Source organism: Archangium violaceum, assembly GCF_016859125.1.
Taxonomy (GTDB): Bacteria; Myxococcota; Myxococcia; order Myxococcales; family Myxococcaceae; genus Archangium; species Archangium violaceum_A.
The window spans coordinates 5,101,579-5,116,647 of record NZ_CP069338.1; the positions used below are offsets into that span (position 1 = coordinate 5,101,579).

General features: G+C 69.8%; 16 protein-coding genes. 7 read left to right on the top strand and 9 right to left on the bottom strand.

Annotation, left to right across the window (positions count from 1 at the left end; translation table 11 throughout):
• Nucleotides 1–8: 8 nt before the first annotated feature.
• A complete protein-coding gene (locus tag JQX13_RS21890; protein WP_203410868.1) occupies nucleotides 9–1,655 on the bottom strand; it encodes a sigma-54-dependent Fis family transcriptional regulator in 1,647 nt (548 codons plus the stop codon).
• 162 nt (nucleotides 1,656–1,817) lie between these two features.
• Between JQX13_RS21890 and JQX13_RS21895 the strand changes: the two genes are divergently transcribed.
• Nucleotides 1,818–2,267 carry a nuclear transport factor 2 family protein gene (locus tag JQX13_RS21895; RefSeq protein WP_203410869.1) on the top strand — a complete coding sequence of 150 codons (450 nt, stop codon included), beginning with the start codon at nucleotides 1,818–1,820 and terminating at the stop codon, nucleotides 2,265–2,267.
• Between the two features lie 5 nt (nucleotides 2,268–2,272).
• Here the strand turns inward: JQX13_RS21895 and JQX13_RS21900 are convergent, their stop codons facing one another.
• The 5 genes from JQX13_RS21900 to JQX13_RS21920 all read right to left on the bottom strand — a co-directional run bounded on the left by JQX13_RS21900 (nucleotide 2,273) and on the right by JQX13_RS21920 (nucleotide 7,079).
• Nucleotides 2,273–3,061 carry a hypothetical protein gene (locus JQX13_RS21900; RefSeq protein WP_203410870.1) on the bottom strand — a complete coding sequence of 263 codons (789 nt, stop codon included), beginning with the start codon at nucleotides 3,059–3,061 and terminating at the stop codon, nucleotides 2,273–2,275.
• Between the two features lie 82 nt (nucleotides 3,062–3,143).
• Complete coding sequence (locus tag JQX13_RS21905) at nucleotides 3,144–4,007, bottom strand: general secretion pathway protein GspE (RefSeq protein ID WP_203412156.1); 864 nt, start codon at nucleotides 4,005–4,007, stop codon at nucleotides 3,144–3,146.
• Nucleotides 4,008–4,106: 99 nt separating this feature from the next.
• On the bottom strand, nucleotides 4,107–4,895 hold the full coding sequence (locus tag JQX13_RS21910) for a ZIP family metal transporter (RefSeq protein ID WP_203410871.1): 789 nt from the start codon (nucleotides 4,893–4,895) through the stop codon (nucleotides 4,107–4,109).
• Nucleotides 4,892–5,668, bottom strand: coding sequence for an alpha/beta fold hydrolase (locus JQX13_RS21915; protein ID WP_203410872.1), 777 nt, complete (start codon nucleotides 5,666–5,668; stop codon nucleotides 4,892–4,894). The genes JQX13_RS21910 and JQX13_RS21915 overlap by 4 nt, the downstream gene beginning before the upstream one ends.
• 46 nt (nucleotides 5,669–5,714) lie before the next feature.
• A complete protein-coding gene (locus JQX13_RS21920) occupies nucleotides 5,715–7,079 on the bottom strand; it encodes an erythromycin esterase family protein (RefSeq protein ID WP_203410873.1) in 1,365 nt (454 codons plus the stop codon).
• 140 nt (nucleotides 7,080–7,219) lie between these two features.
• On the opposite strand from JQX13_RS21920, the gene JQX13_RS21925 reads away from it, so the two are divergent.
• Nucleotides 7,220–7,819, top strand: coding sequence for a chalcone isomerase family protein (locus tag JQX13_RS21925; RefSeq protein WP_239014998.1), 600 nt, complete (start codon nucleotides 7,220–7,222; stop codon nucleotides 7,817–7,819).
• A gap of 26 nt (nucleotides 7,820–7,845) precedes the next feature.
• Here JQX13_RS21925 and JQX13_RS21930 read toward each other — a convergent pair whose 3' ends face one another.
• Nucleotides 7,846–9,057: a cyclic nucleotide-binding domain-containing protein gene (locus tag JQX13_RS21930; RefSeq protein ID WP_203410874.1), complete on the bottom strand. Its 1,212-nt coding sequence runs from the start codon at nucleotides 9,055–9,057 to the stop codon at nucleotides 7,846–7,848.
• 153 nt (nucleotides 9,058–9,210) lie between these two features.
• On the opposite strand from JQX13_RS21930, the gene JQX13_RS21935 reads away from it, so the two are divergent.
• The gene (locus tag JQX13_RS21935) at nucleotides 9,211–9,576 is read left to right on the top strand and encodes a helix-turn-helix transcriptional regulator (protein ID WP_239015000.1); all 366 of its coding nucleotides are present in this window, start codon (nucleotides 9,211–9,213) and stop codon (nucleotides 9,574–9,576) included.
• Nucleotides 9,577–9,588: 12 nt separating this feature from the next.
• Here the strand turns inward: JQX13_RS21935 and JQX13_RS21940 are convergent, their stop codons facing one another.
• Nucleotides 9,589–10,005 carry an SRPBCC domain-containing protein gene (locus JQX13_RS21940; RefSeq protein WP_203410875.1) on the bottom strand — a complete coding sequence of 139 codons (417 nt, stop codon included), beginning with the start codon at nucleotides 10,003–10,005 and terminating at the stop codon, nucleotides 9,589–9,591.
• Nucleotides 10,006–10,063: 58 nt separating this feature from the next.
• Entirely contained in the window at nucleotides 10,064–11,149 is a 1,086-nt protein-coding gene (locus tag JQX13_RS21945) for a M28 family peptidase (protein ID WP_239015002.1), read from the bottom strand.
• Here JQX13_RS21945 and def point away from each other — a divergent pair.
• The 4 genes from def (at nucleotide 11,148) to JQX13_RS21965 (ending at nucleotide 15,057) form a co-directional block, all read left to right on the top strand.
• The gene (gene def, locus JQX13_RS21950) at nucleotides 11,148–11,750 is read left to right on the top strand and encodes a peptide deformylase (RefSeq protein WP_203410876.1); all 603 of its coding nucleotides are present in this window, start codon (nucleotides 11,148–11,150) and stop codon (nucleotides 11,748–11,750) included. The two genes, JQX13_RS21945 and def, sit on opposite strands and share 2 nt — an antisense overlap.
• Before the next feature lie 113 nt (nucleotides 11,751–11,863).
• The gene (locus tag JQX13_RS21955; RefSeq protein ID WP_203410877.1) at nucleotides 11,864–12,133 is read left to right on the top strand and encodes a hypothetical protein; all 270 of its coding nucleotides are present in this window, start codon (nucleotides 11,864–11,866) and stop codon (nucleotides 12,131–12,133) included.
• A gap of 150 nt (nucleotides 12,134–12,283) precedes the next feature.
• On the top strand, nucleotides 12,284–13,519 hold the full coding sequence (locus tag JQX13_RS21960; RefSeq protein WP_203410878.1) for a cellulase family glycosylhydrolase: 1,236 nt from the start codon (nucleotides 12,284–12,286) through the stop codon (nucleotides 13,517–13,519).
• Nucleotides 13,520–13,650: 131 nt separating this feature from the next.
• Complete coding sequence (locus JQX13_RS21965) at nucleotides 13,651–15,057, top strand: hypothetical protein (RefSeq protein WP_203410879.1); 1,407 nt, start codon at nucleotides 13,651–13,653, stop codon at nucleotides 15,055–15,057.
• The last annotated feature ends 12 nt before the right edge of the window (nucleotides 15,058–15,069 follow it).

Consider the following 15,069-nt stretch of genomic DNA (forward strand, 5'->3'; position numbering starts at 1 on the left):
ATATACCCTCACCCCGTCCCTCTCCCAGTGGGAGAGGGGTGGTTGCTCGAGGGGTTGCTCGGTTTTGGGATTCCGAGTGCCTTCATTCTCGAGGCCAGTGTCGTGGGTCGTATGCCCAGCAGCGCGGCGGCTCCCTCTCGGCCGTAGATCCTTCCTCCCGCCGCATCCAGCGCGGCCTGGAGGTTCTCCCTCTCCCTCCGGCGGAATTCGGCGTCCGTGACGAAGGTCGGCACCGGGGATGTCGCTGGCCTGGGTGTGGGTGCTCGCACGCGTCTCGCGGTTTCCGGTAGGGCCAGGTCCAGGCGCAGTGTCTCCGCGCCCTGCGAGAGGATGACGGCTCGCTCGATGACGTTCTCCAGTTCGCGCACGTTGCCCGGCCAGTCGTAGCGTTGGAGCGTCTCGATTTGCGCCGCACCGAGCGCCAGGGTGGGGCGGCCGAGTCTCGCGCGGGCCTGGCGCACGAAGTGGGCGGCGAGCAGGGGGATGTCTTCCTTTCGCTCGCGCAGCGGTGGCACCTCGATGGGGAAGACGCTGAGCCGGTAGTAGAGGTCCCTCCGGAAGCGGCCCTCCTGGACTTCTCGTGTGAGGTCGCGGTTCGTGGCGGCGATGACGCGCACATCCACCCGGCGTGTCACGTCCTCGCCCACGCGCTCGAAGGTGCCCTCCTGCAGCACGCGCAGCAGCTTGCCCTGGAGCTCCAGCGGAATCTCCCCCACCTCGTCCAGGAAGAGCGTGCCTCCATCCGCGAGCTGGAAGCGTCCGGCCCGGTCCTTCAGCGCCCCGGTGAAGGCTCCCTTCACATGGCCGAAGAACTCGCTCTCGAAGAGCTCCCGGGGAATGGAGGCGCAGTTGACTCGGATGAGTGGCCGGCCCCGTCGGGGGCCTCGCTCGTGGAGGGCTCGCGCCACCAGCTCCTTGCCCACGCCCGACTCCCCGAGGATGAGCACGCTGGCGTTCGTGGCCGCCACCGGCTCGAGCTGCTGGAAGACGCGTTGCAGGGGTGCGCTCCGTCCCACGATGTCCCCGAAGGACAGCGCGTCCCGGACCTCCTCGCGCAGGTAGTCCCGCTCCTGCTCCAGTCGCTCGCGCAGCCGCGCCAGCTCCTCGAAGGCTCGCGCGTTCGTGATGGCCACCGCCGCGTGGTCCGCGAAGGTGCGCAGCCAGGAGAACTCGCGCGCGCCCAGCTCGCGGCGGCTGAACACGGCCAGCACGCCCAGCACCTCGCCCCGGAAGACGAGCGGTTGTCCGGCGAAGGCCCGGATGCCCTCGCGCTCGGCCCAGGCCCGGTCGACGAGCCACCCCGCGTCCCCCTCCAGCCGCTGTAGCAGCACGCCCTGCCCCGTGGTGGCGATGCGCCCCACCTTCCGCACGCCCAGTGGGAATCGGCGGAAGCGGCCATCGAGGCGTGTCCACTGCCTGCGCGCCTGCCGGGGTGTGCCCGCGCTGGCCACCAGATGCAGGCACCGCGAGGTGTCGGGACACTCGGCGCGCATGGGGCAGGCGGCGCACAGGTCGCCGGGCCGCGTCAGCCACAGGCGGGCGAGCGCCCATTCCGGCTGGGCCGCCAGTCCGCGCACCACGGCGTCCAGCACCTCGTCCACCGAGCGCACCTGCGCCACCGCCAGTGCGATGGATTGGAGTGCTTCCGAGAGCATCCAGTCACCGTGCACGAGAGTTCGGGGCGCCGCAACGACATCTCGTGGACCACGAATTCTCGTGGTTCCTTCTCATGTCCACCCCGAGAGCCAACCCGTGGATTCGACAGGGGTCGTGGTTCCCGGCAATGCCAGGCATGGGAACTGCTATCGGAGCCCTTCATGACCACTCCACACACCGCCGCTGCTCCCTCCTCGGCTCCAACCATCCTCCGCCCTCCCTTCACCGAGGAGACGGCGCGGGCGAAGGTGAAGGCGGCCGAGGACGCCTGGAACTCTCGAGACCCCGAGCGGGTGGCGCTCGCGTACACGGAGGACTCCGAGTGGCGCAACCGCACCGAGTTCTTCCGCGGGCGCGAGGCCATCAAGGCCTTCCTGCGGCGCAAGTGGGAGACGGAGCTGGACTACAAGCTGATGAAGGAGCTGTGGGCGTACACGGGCAACCGCATCTCCGTGCGCTTCGAATACGAGTGGCGCGACGCTCGGACGGGGCAGTGGATGCGCACCCATGGCAATGAGCACTGGGAGTTCGACGACTCCGGGCTCATGCGCCGCCGGGACATGAGTGCCAATGACTACCCCATCCAGGAGTCCGAGCGCCGTTACCGGTAGCCCGCTCAGAGCGCCGGATTGACGTACGCGCCGTCCTTCTTGGTGTAGTCCTCGATGTAGACGCGATCGGACGTCTTCTTCCCGCCAGCGGGCTTCTTCGCCCTCTTCACCTTCTTTCTTTCCTGGTGGGGCGCGCTCTCGGGTTTGGGCTGGGGCACGCTGACCGTGATCGTCTTCATCTCGGCCGTGGAGGCGCGGGCCTTGTCGAGGGCACTCTTGTCATAGATGGAGATCCACCATCCCCCGAAGGCATCGTCCGCGGTCGGTGGGGTGACCTCGAACGTGAGGCCGGCGCGCTCGAGCTGATCCTTCTCGAGCGCCAGGCCGTGGACCACCTCCCGGTCGGCCGCCTTCTGGAGGAGTCCGGCCATCACGCTCCGGACCTCTTGTTTGGTGCCGTCCTTGCCGGCGTAGACGCCGATCTCCACCGCGGCCGGGTGCTGGGGGTCTCCGTAGATGTTGAGCTGGTACTGCTCCGCCTCGTACGAGAGGTAGGGGACATACCGGAGGATGCCGTTGTCGATCACCTCCGAGGGGACCTGCTGGAGGCCCTTCCTCCCGAACTTCCCCGCGAAGGTCTCGATGATGAGCCCGGAATCGACGAGGCGGCCCTCGGTCACGGGGTGGCTGGACGCGCTGGCGGCCGGCGCGGACAGCGGAGCCGGGGTGCTCTTCATCGCCTGGGGGGCGGGCTGTGGGGTCGCCTCACGGCGCTGTGCGCGGTTCGGGTTGGGGCAACCGCCCAGCAGGGACATCGTGAGCAATCCACTGGCTACAACCCACTTCGGGTTCATCTCTTCCCTCGCACGGGATGGAATCGGGAGTGCGGGGACTCTACTGGAGGCGCGCGCGGGGTCCTACCCCCCGGGTGGTACGTCAGCCGTTGGGGCCCGAGAGCGGCTGCGAGGTGTCGCCGGGACCGGGGCGCAGCCGGCGGATGGCGCGCAGCAGCAGCTCGCCATCGAGCGGATTGGAGACGTAGCCCCTCGCTCCCAGTTGGTGGGCCCGAGCGAGGTCCTCGTCCTCCGAGGAGCCGGAGAGCAGCAGCGAGCCGGCGATCCGCGCCTCTCCCGCGAGCAGCCCCTCCATGGCCTGCACCGGGGCGAACACGAGGTCCGCGGCGGTCGTGTGCATGACCTCCAGCGGCGTGGCGACCCGGGTCCGGATGCCGTGCCGCGCGAGTGTTCGCGAGATGAGCGTGGCGGTGACGGGCGGCCAGGCATAGAGCAGCAGGGGCGGATCCGGGCCACGTTCCGGAGTGGAGCCAAGGGTCGGCTGCTGGAGGTCGTCCTGGAGGCCGTAGAGCGCACCGAGCGCGTGGGTCAGGGCCGTGTCCGAGGCGAGGTGCGGCTCGATACGGGGCTTGCCGGAGACCGCTCGCACCGCGTCCAGGGCCTCGAGCGAGGCCGGAGCGGGGATGGCGATGTGCAGCACCTCGCGCTCGCCCTTCTCGAGCCGCAGCGGGACCACCCGGTACTGCCGGGCGATGCGCTTGGGCACCAGCCGGGTGAGCTTCGCGTCCAGGGGTTCCCGGTCGAGGTCGATGGCCTCGATGCCAAGTTGCAGCGAGAGCGCGCGCAGGATGTCGGCCTCGGTGCACACCCCTTCACGGACCAGCGCCCGCCCGAGCGGAACGTGGGTCTCGTGGTGGTGCACCAGACCGAGACGGAGCTGGGCGCGGTCGATCAGCCCCAGCTCCATCAAGATCTCTCCCAGCATGCGCCTGGACCCGAGCTGCATGCTCGCAATCGTGGCCATGGGGCCCGTACCCGGCCATGGGTATCCAGGTCAGCCCCTGGCCCGCCGCCTGCCCTCCTGTCAGGGCGCGATGTGACGCCGCTAATGGTGCGAGCCCAGCACGTGCCGCTCCACCACGCCGGCCGTGGCCACGAGCGCGAGCCCCAGCAGGAAGCCCAGCAGGCGGCCACGGGCCTCTTTCGGTGTGGAGCCATGGCGCAACTCCGGGAGCAGATCCGTGGCGCCGATGTAGAGGAAGGTGCCGCTGGCGAGCGCCAGGATGATGCCCTCCAGGCCCCGCACCGCTTGCGAGCCCAGCAGCACCGCGCCGGCTCCGGCCACCGCGGTGAGCTGTACACCCCCGAGCAGCAGCAGGGCACGCGCGCGCGACATCCCCGTGGCCCGTAGCAGCGCGTAGTCCCCCACTTCCTGGGGCAGCTCGTGGGCGATCACCGCCACGGCGGTGGCCACTCCGGCTTGCGGTGACACGAGGAAGGCCGCCGCCACCGCCGCGCCGTCCCCGATGTTGTGCAGCGCGTCCGCGGCCAGCAGGGAGGGCACCACGGGTGAGGAGGGGCCCAGGTGCTCCTGGTGATGGGGATGGTCTGGCTTGTGGTGGGAGTGGTCGTGGTGGTGGGGCCCGAGGAACCACCCGACGAGGGTGAGGGCCAGGAAGCTGACGAGCGCCCAGCGGAAGGCCGCCGGCCCCGCGCTCTCGACGGCCTCGGGGAAGATGTCCAGGAACACCGCTCCCAGCAGCGCTCCGGCCGCGAAGGCCACCAGGGCCGACAGGTGCCGGGACAGCCATCGCTCCGAGAGGAGCCCCCCCGCGAGCCCCGCGAGGCCGTCGGCCAGGACCGCCAGCCAGATGAGGAGGGGGGTGGAGATCATGAGAGGAGCCAGCGCAGCAGCGCGTCCGGCGCGTCCACGTGGACGAAGTGGCCCGCGTCGGGGAGCGTTGCCACCGGATGGCCCAGGGCCTCCAGCCGCGCCAGGTCCGCGTCGGAGACGTAGTGGGCCCGGCCGCCACGGATGCAGCGCACCTTCGCGCCCGGGCGCTCCACCGCCGCCCACAGGTCCTCTCCATTCACCCGCCCGTGGAATTCGGCGAGCGACTCGCGGTGGAAGCGCCAGCGCACCCCGCCCTCGGGGTTGGGCTCCAGGTTCATGACGAGCCAGTCCGACAGCGGTCCGGACAGTCCGCGTCCCGTCAGCTCCGCGCGCATCGCCCTGCGGTCGGGCGCGCTGGCGGGCGCGGTCAGGAGGATCTCCATCACCCTGCCGCTCTCGGACTGACTCGTGGCGATGGGGCTGGGGGAGATGTCCAGCAGCGTCACGCTGGCCACGTCGGCGGGGGAGCGCAGGCTCGCGGCGAGCGACACGCGGCCCCCCAGCGAGTGCCCCACCAGCTCCAATGGCCCCTGGAGTCCCGCCGCGCGCGCCGTCTCCAGCACGTCCCCGGCCACCGTGGACAGCGTGGCCCCGGGCGGCAGCCGCGGCGAGGTGCCGTGGCCCGTCATGTCGACCAGCAGGAAGCGGCGGCTCTTGTCCGCCTCGCTCCATGCCGTCGCCAGCGAGCGCAGGTTGCGCCCCGTGCCGAGGAAACCATGCAGCAGCACCGTCGGCCGCTGCCCCTCTCCTACCTGGAAGCTCTCGAGAATCACGGTCGCCTCCTATAGCCCGAGAGCCTCTCCAGCGCAGCGCCTTCGCTCACATCCCGAAGGGCCAGGTGTCCGCCGCATCCTCCTCCTCGTGGCCGGCGTCCCGGTCCAGGGGGTGCACGGCACGGGTGACGTCATAGTGCAGCACCGCGTCGAACTGCGCGGGCAGGTCCGCGTAGAAGTAGTGGCTGTGGCGCTCGCTGTGGGGCGCGTAGATGACGCCGATGGCCCGCTCCAGCCGCCGCTCGCGCAGGCCCGAGCCCGCCTCGCCCAGGTCCTCCATCCTCAAGAGGAATCCGGGGAGGCCCACCTCGTGGAAGAGCGTCTCGTAGCTGCCCCTGAGCGCCGGCCGCACCCGCCGCCTCTGGCCGGGCATGTCCCACTCGCGCGCGGCGATGACGGTGCCCGAGTACGTGGTGAAGCCCACGTTGTACGTCTCCTTGCCGTGACGCTCGCGCAGCAGTTGTCCCAGGTTGAGCTCGCCCTGGTCCCCCATCTGCGTGGCGCGCGCGTCACCCAGATGCGAGTTGTGCGCCCAGATGACCAGGCGCGCCGGGTTTCCATGGCGGCGGCCGAGGTACTCGGCCAGGGCATCCGCGGTGTCCGCCATGTGCGTGTCGCGCAGGTTCCAGGACTCGTCGCGCCCCGCGTACATCGTCCGGTAGTAGGCCTCCGCGTCGCGCGCCAGCCGCGCGTTCTGCTCCGCGTAGAAGAGCGCGTCCTCCTCGCGCACCCCGTCCATTACCACGCGCTCGCGCAGCTCCATCAGCTGGGCGATGACCGCGGACTCACAGGTGTCCGCGAAGCCATAGGCCGAGGCGTGGCCGTAGGCCTGCGGGTCCGTGCCGTAGCGGTCGAAGCAGGCGTAGCGATCCCTCGCTCGCGCGGCCGCCACCGGATCTCTCGGCTCCAGGTAGCGCACCACCTCGCGCATGGAGGCATGAAGGCTGTAGAGATCCAACCCGTAGAAGCCCACCTTGGGCGCGTCCTTGCCCCGCGCGGCGTTGTGCGCGCGCATCCACTCCACCAGCTCCAGCACCTCCTGGTTGCGCCACATCCACCGGGGGAAGCGCTCGAAGGTGTCGAGCGCCCGCTTCGCCTCCTCGCCCATCTCCTCCGCGTGCACGTACTGGTTGATCCGCAGCGCGTCCGGCCAGTCCGCCTCCACCGCCACCGCGCTGAAGCCCCGCTCGACGATGAGCCGGCGCGTGAGCGCGGCGCGGGCCTTGTAGAACTCGTGCGTGCCGTGGGTGGCCTCGCCCAGCAGGACGAAGCGCGCATCGCCGATGCCCTCGAGGAGCGCGTCGAAATCCGAGTCGTCGTCCTTCAACGCGATGGCCGCGGTGCGCACGCCCTCGATGAGCTCCGGACGGAAGTCCCGGGTATCTCCCTTGTCTTCATCGAACGGATTCATGTCTCTGAAAGTGGACAGGAGATGGGGAAGTGCCCAGGGAGAGCGGCCGGGCTGGAGGGCTGACTGGCCCCTCCCGGGCGGGCGGGCGAGCCCTCGCTGCCGAACCCCGGAATAAGCGGGGCTGTTCGCCCCGAAGGGCCATGTCCACCTTGGACGACATGGAGCACGGGCGACGGGAAGAGAAGGGTGGAACGGGGAAGGCTGTGCGCGGCGTCCGGTGGCTGGTGCTGGTGCTGATGTTGATCGCGGGAACGGCGGCACAGGCCAGGGCCATCGCGGGAGTCCGGATGCCGGAAGCCATCCGCCTCCAGGGCAGGGAGCTCCTGCTGGACCACATGGCGCTCAAGAAGAGGCTCTTCTTCGATATCTACGTCTGGGGGCTCTATCTGGAGCAGGCACCGGACTCGACCCAGGAGGCCATCGCCTTCACGGGGCCCAAGCAGCTCCAGCTCCACTTCCGGCGCAGCATCAAACGGGAGCAGTTGGTGGATGCCTTCCGCGGCTTCCTCTCGCATAGCGCGGCGATGCGCTCGCCGGAGATGCGGCGCCACTCGGAGCAGCTCGTCCAGTCGCTGCGCGGCGTGCGCAAGGGCGACACGCTCCTCATCACCTATCTACCGGGCCAGGGGCTGCTCATCTCCGGTGACGCGAGCCGGGGCGTGATGATTCCCGGCAAGGCCTTCGCGGACGCGCTCTTCACCGCCTGGCTGCGGGAGAACCCCATCTACGAGCGCCGCTGACGCGCGGCACGGGGCTCTCGCGGGGCTCAGATGAGGAAGGAGCCCTGGACCTCGGCGCCCTCGGCGAGCATGGCGGCCGTCCGGTCCAGTCGCTCGCGGCTGAGCTGGGTGAGCGCGCGGCGCACCTCGGGGTGGGGCAGCACCAGTTCCTTGACGGTCTCCTGATCCAACACCAGCAGGAGGCACGGGGTGGCGGACCGCACGGTGGCGGTGACGCGCAGGTCGAGCAGCAGGGAGATTTCTCCGAAGAGGGCGCCCTCGGTCATGTCCGGGTAGGACCGCTCGGTGCCCTCGGGGTCCTGGTGCACCACGAAGCAGCGCCCGCGCAGCAGCAGGTAGAGCGCGTTGCTGCGCTGGCCCTGCTGGAGCAGCACGGTGCCCGGCTCGACGGAGCGGCTCTGGAAACGCTGGGAGATGGCCCGCTTCTGCTCGTCGGAGAGCGGTTGGAAGAGGGGGTTGGACCTGAGCAGGTCGTCGAGCAGCCGCTCCTTGTAGAACTGGTGCACCACCTGCTCGAGCGAGGGGAAGTGGGTGCCGAGCCGGGTGAGCATCTCGCGCGTCACTTCCAGCAGGGTGCAGTCCCGGGTGGCGATCACCGTGGCCGTGCGCGGGGTGTCCGAGATGAGCGCCATCTCGCCGAAGAAGGAGCCCTCGCTCAGCTCGGCGAGCGTGTGCGGCAGGGAGTTCTCGGGCGTGTGCACCACGCGCACCGTGCCGTGGACGAGGATGAACATGGAGCTGCCCCGTTCTCCCTCGGTGATGATGGGCTCGCCACCGGGAACCCGGCGCACCTCCAGCATCCCGAGCAGGGCCAGGAAGACCTCCCGGGGGAGCTGGGAGAACAGGGGCGTGGGCGCGGGCTTGTCCAGAGGGGCGGCCTCGGTGCCCTGCTCGGTATCCTGCATCGCGATGAGGCTGGCCAGGTTCTCCTGCGTCTCCTGGTGGCCCGGGTCGAGGGCGAGGATGAGCTTGCAGGCGGCGATGGCGTGCAGGGTCTGCCCCTCGGCGGCGTAGCGGATGGCGAGGTGGTGGAACTCGCGGACGGCCTCCTGGCGCTGCCCGAGCTGGGCGAGGAGCTCGGCCACCTTGAGGCGCGCGGCGGAGTCGTTGGGGGAGAGCTCCACCACCTTGCGGTAGTCGGCGAGCGCCTCCGCGGGCTTTCCCTGGAGGATGTTGGCGGCGGCGCTGTCCTTGTATTGGCGGACGAGCTGCTGCGCTTCAGAGGGGGGGAGCGCCACGGGAACCTCCAGGATGGATGTTTCGGGTGCGACGGTGTGGCGCATGATCGACGAGATGGCGGGCCGGGTAAAGGCACAGGGTGAGCCGGGTTCGGCCTCAACCTCCCAAGTCATTTCCCACGGGCCGTTTTTTGAGGTAGTGTCGGCCGGAACATGGATGACCTCGAAGACGTGAAGCGCAAGCTGGGAGCCGCGCTCCTGGCGGCCCGGGAGCGTTCAGGACTCACCCAGGCGGATGTGTCCTCCATGGTGGGGCTGGTACCCGCGGTCTACGGCCGCATCGAGCGCGGGCAGATGCTGCCCAGCGTGCCCACGCTGTACAAACTCTGCCTGTCGTTGCACATCTCCGCGGATGTGCTCCTGGGGTTCGGCGCCGAGCAGCTCCTGGTTGAGTCCCCTTCCTCGGCGTCGGTCTCGCCTCCGGAGCTGCTTCGCCTCACGAAGCTCCTGCGCGAGCTTCCACCCGACTCGCTCCGGACGCTGGGGGCGCTCGCCTCCGCCATCGCCCAGCGCGGGTGAGCCCGCGGACGCCTACGCCCGGCGCCTGATGGCGAGGTAGCGCGCCAGCGGGCTCCAGTAGGTCGTGCGCCAGCCCTCGTCCATCCACTCATAGGCGTCCGACGGCACTCCCAGTTGCGTGAAGGTGAGGCGCGTGCCCCTGCCCATGGGCATCAGGTCGAAGGTGGCGATGGAGTAGTGGTGCTCGGACCAGTCCCGGTGTCTCCACGCCTGCACGATGCGGCGCCCGGGCACGAGCACCAGCGTGTAGCCGATGTTGCGCCCACTCCCCGTGGTGAAGGCGCCGCCCTCGCGCGCGTCGATCTCCGCATCGAAGCCGGTGAAGGCCGCGTGCTGCTGGGCATCCATCAACGCGGTGTAGACGGCGTCCGGCGGAGCCGCCAGCTCCACCGTCTGCTGCACGTTGCGGACCTCGAGAGGCTGGCTCATGGTTTTCCGCTTAAGAGCCTATTTCGGGGAGGATGCCAAGTGCTCTCCGGCGGTCCGTTCAGTGGGGCAACTGGGAGGTGGGCGTTGGTGTGACGAGCGCCTCGACGGCGCACTGGAGCCCCTGCACCACCCTGGCCATGCGCGCGTAGTCGAGCGTGTCCCAGGTGTCCTGGGGCGTGTGGTAGTGCGGGTTGCGGAAGAGGGCGGTGTCGGTGACCATGACGGCCGGGTAGCCCTCGTCCCAGAAGCTCGCGTGGTCGGAGAAGTCCACGCCCTCGAGTCCACGCGGGGCGGCGAGGGACTCGGAGGGTAGGTCGTTCTTCGCGGCGCGCAGGGCCCGGTGCACGGTGTCTATCAAGGCCTTGTCGTCCCCCTGGCCCACCACGGCGATGAAGTTGCCCTCGGAGGGGTAGCGCAGCCTCAGCGCGGCCACCGGGTAGCGCTGGCTGTCGGGCGCGTCGGAGAAGTAGCCGATGCTCTCCACCGAAATCATCGCGCGCACCGCCTCGCCCCGCGTGCGCAGCGCCCGCGCGTGGACCTTGCTGCCCATGGTGCCCCGGCGGAAGTGGGGCGGTTCCTCCAGGGTGAAGCCCACGAGGTCCACCCTCATGGGCGGAGGGTTGCCGCCGAGGAGGGCCGCGAGCTCCAGCAGGCCGGCCACCCCGCTGGCGTTGTCATCCGCGCCAGGGGCCCCCTCCGCCGCGTCGTAGTGCGCGCCGATGACGAGCCGCTCCCCACCGTCCGGGCCGAAGGTGGCGATGACGTTGCGGTAGCTCTTCCCGCCCGCCGTATAGGGCTCCGGGCGCACGCGTCCGCCCGCTCGCGCGAGCGCGTCGGCGATGTAGCTCGCGGCGCGCTCGAGGTTCTCCGGGTGCGCGTGGTCGCGCGGTTGGAACGTCTCGCTCAGGGTCCGCACGTGGGCCTTCAGCCGCTCGGGGTCCACGCGGCCGGGAGTGCAGCGCGTGGCCACGGGCTCGGGGGCGGAGCGTCCCAGCCATACGGCCGACGCGCCGACCACGGCGAGCCCCGCGAGCGCGCCGAGCACGAGGTTGCGTCTTCGGTGGGGGCGAGGGTTGTCCATGGGGTGACGAAGCCATGAATGGCGGGTGTCCGCCAGTCCCGGCACGCTATCCTCGCGGGTCATGATGCTGAAGATCGTCCAGGCGGGAGAGCCGGTGCTGCGCCGGCGTGCGAGAGATCTCACCCCCGAGGAGATGACGAGCCCCGGGGTGCGACAGCTCATCGCCCTCATGCGCGACACCATGCGGGACGCGCCCGGCGTGGGGCTGGCCGCGCCGCAGGTGGGCGTGGACGTGCGACTCGCGGTCATCGAGGACCGGGCGGAATACCAGGCGGGTGTTCCGGCGGAGGAGCTGGCCGCGCGAGAGCGCAAGCCCGTGGACTTCCATGTCCTCATCAATCCGCGCCTCGTGGTGGAGGACCCCACCGAGGTGGAGTTCTACGAGGGGTGCCTGAGCGTCAGCGGCTTCTCCGCGCTGGTGCGGCGGGCGCGTGGGGTGCGCGTGGAGGCCTTCGACGAGAACGGCCAGGCCCTCACCGTCTCCGCGCGGGGCTGGTATGCCCGCATCCTCCAGCATGAAATCGACCATCTGGATGGCATGCTGTACATCGACCGGATGGAGCCCCGCAGCTTCACCACCCTGGAGAACCATCGCCGCCATTGGGCCATGCGCCAGGTGGCCGAGGTGCGTCAGGCGCTCGGCCTGCCCGAGCGTCGGGGCTGAGCCCCTCGACCCTGGCCGCTCGCACGCCGAGCCGCCGTCCCGGGTGCCCTCCGCCTCTGGCCGCCCCGCCATGCCTACCGTGTTGCGAGGAACCCCTTCCTCACGAGAGAGCCATGGCGGACACACGCAAGACTCCGGATGCACACGAGGGCCCACGCGCCATTTCCGAGGAGCGATGGGAGAAGAGCGCTCAGGCCGAGCGGCGGCTCGACGAACTGACCCGGGACGGCGTTCCCCCTCGGGACGCGGCGCCCTCTCCTCCCAGCACCTACGGTGACGAGAACCTCCCGCCCGAGCTGAAGCAGGCGGTCCATGAGGATGACGAGACCATCGCCGAGCAGAGCCGGGCGGGGATGGAGGACCGGGAGCGGGAGCGCACGTGATGATGTGATGACGGAGTCCCTCCCCGGAGGGCATGCACGCCCGTTAACAGGGAGCGCTCCTGGCGCGCACGCGTGTGTCGGGGTTCCGGGTAAGGTAGAGGGCGAAGCTCCGGTGGGGCGGGCATGGGGCCCTCCCGACGCGAGTCGCGCATGCGTGCCCCTGTCCTCTTGGTTTTGCTGCTCACGGTGATGGCCTGTGGCGAGGACGCCCTGGAGGTGCTCCAGGAGGAGGCCTCGGACTGTCCCGCCCTGCCCGAGATGCGGCTCGGCGCGGCTCCCTCCGCGGCCGTGGTGCTCAACGCGTACTACCTCCAGGAGGATGCCACGCGGGACTTGCGGCGGGGCCGCACCGAATCCCCCTCCGTGGAGGAGACGTTCGCCAAGGCGGCGGCGCTCGGGGCGTGGGCCGTGCGCACCAATGGCTACAACGACGCGGCCGACAAGCGGGGCGACACCACCATCCAGGTGGCTCCGCTGGTGTACGACGAGCTGTCCCTGCGGGGGTTGGACCTGGTGCTCACCCGGGCCGCCGCGCATGGGGTGAAGCTCGTCCTTCCGCTGGGCAATTACTGGGATGCCTACGGAGGCGCGCGGCGGTACGTGGAGTGGGCGGGGCTGCCCGAGCCGGTGCAGGGAGACCCGCGCTTCTTCACCGAGCGCGCCGTCATCGACCATTACAAGGCGCACCTCGCCCGGCTGCTCTCGCGCGTCAACACCTTCGATGGGCTGCGCTACGGCGAGCACCCGGCGGTGCTGGCCTGGGAGCTGCTCAACGAGCCGCGCGGCAGGGGCTTGGACCCGGAGGGCGCGGCGATGCGCGCGTGGGTGGACGAGGTCGCCACGGTGGTGAAGACGTATGCGCCCGGGCACCTGGTGGGGACAGGAGAGGAGGGCTTCGACACCTCCTCCGCCGGCTATGACGCGCTCTTCTGGCGCGACGCGGCCTCCGCCTCCCTCTTCGGGGAGGGCATCAGTTTCCGCCGCAACACGGCCTCGCCCGTCATCGACTTCGCCAGCGTGCATTTCTACCCGGAGGCCTATGGCGTGCGACGGGAGGAGACGGCCCGCGCGGGCGCGCACTGGTTCTCCGAGCACGCCGCCATCGCCCGCGACCTGGGCAAGCCGTTGTTCATCGGCGAGTTCGCCTTGCGCAACCGCGAGGGCTTCACGCTCGACGAGCGGCGCGCCATGTACCGCGGTTGGTTCCGCTGTGCGTGGCGCACCGGGGTGGGCGCCAGCGCGCCGTGGATGTTCGCCAACGATGCCCGGCCGGATGAGTGGGACGACTTCACCTTCTACTTCCGCGACGGCACCGTGCCGGCCGATCCGCGCAATCGTTATGCGGACCTCGTCATCGAGGCCGCGGCCCTCTCCGGCAAACCCTGAGGCGCTCCTCGCACGTTCTTCCTCTCGGCTCCCCCTTCGTTGCCATAAATAAAAGGTGCATTGGGGTTGTCAGGATTGACGGAAATGACCAGTTTTTCAATAAAGTCAGTCTTATGCGGAAGGATAGTGTTATGAGAATTCCAAGCTGGATGGCCGCGTGGGTGTGTATCGGTACGCTGGGGCTTGGGGCGCAGGTTCGCGCAGAGGATGAGCCGTCGTCGCTGGTGCTCTCGGTGGAGCTCGGGCTGACGTGTGATGAGGACGACGACGACCTCAAGAGAGACGGCGACGACGACGATGATGACGACGACGACGAGGGTGAGCCCTGCAACCTGGGAGCCCCCGAGCGCCGGCACATCGTCGACAACGTCTTCGAACACACCTATCGCGTCCGGGTGGGGCGCGGCGCCTACGACTTCATCACCCTCCACCGCGTGGTGCGTGAGACGGTTCTGGGGACGCCGATGCCCTCGCCGAAGTCGGTGTTCTTCGTGCATGGGGACTTGTTGGGCTTCCGGGGCGCCTTCCTGGGCAGCGCCGGGAGCGTGGCGGTACCGCGGCGGCAGTCCATCGCCGTCTTCCTGGCGCGGCAGGGCGTGGACGTGTGGGGGATAGACCTGCGCTGGGTGCACGTGCCGGCCTCGACGACGAACTTCTCCTTCATGAAGAATTGGAACCTGGGCATGCATGCGCGGGACGTGGGCACCGGCCTGAAGCTGGCGCGCAGCACGCGTCTGTTCACCGGCAGCGGTGGGGGGCAGATGGTGCTGCTGGGCTGGAGCCGCGGCGCCACGGTTTCCTACGCGTATCTGAATGGAGAGACCCAGCTGCCAGCGGTCAGGCGTCAGGTGAGTGGTTTCATCCCCGTGGACATGGCCTATACGTTCGCGCCGGAAGACAGGACGGAGCGCCAGATGGCGTGTGCATTTCATGCCGTGCTCGCGCAGCTCCAGGCCGCGGGGGAGTACGAGGCGGGCGGAGTCGGTCTGCTCGTCCAGAGCCTGGGGCGGCTCGCCATGACCCAACCGGACGCGCCCTCGCCCTACATGTCGGGGTTCACGAACCGGCAGGCCGCGCTGACGTTCGGCGGGGCCACGTTCAGGTTGCAGGAGCCGGTCATCATTCCGGACTACCACTGGACCGGCGCCATGTTCAGCGAGGTGGCTCCCACCGGCCTGGTGTGGACGAGCGAGCGCCTCTTCGTCGACAGCATGGTGCAGGCGTTGCCCTATCAGAGCCTGGGTGAGCAGGTGGATACCCTGGCCATGTGGTGCGGCAAGCCGGATGTCCCGTATGACGATCACCTGCGCAAGGTGAAGGTGCCGGTGCTGTACGTGGGCGCCGCGGGCGGCATGGGCACCTACGGCCTCCACAGCCTGTCCCTGCTGGGAAGCAAGGATGTCACCCCGTACGTGGTGCAGCGCTTCGAGGACGAGGCCGCGCGCGCGGTGGAGTACGGCCACGCGGACCTGTTCCTGGCGGATGACGCGGAGGCGTTGGTGTGGACGCCCATCCTGGACTGGGTGCTGCGCCACTGAGGCGCGGCGGGC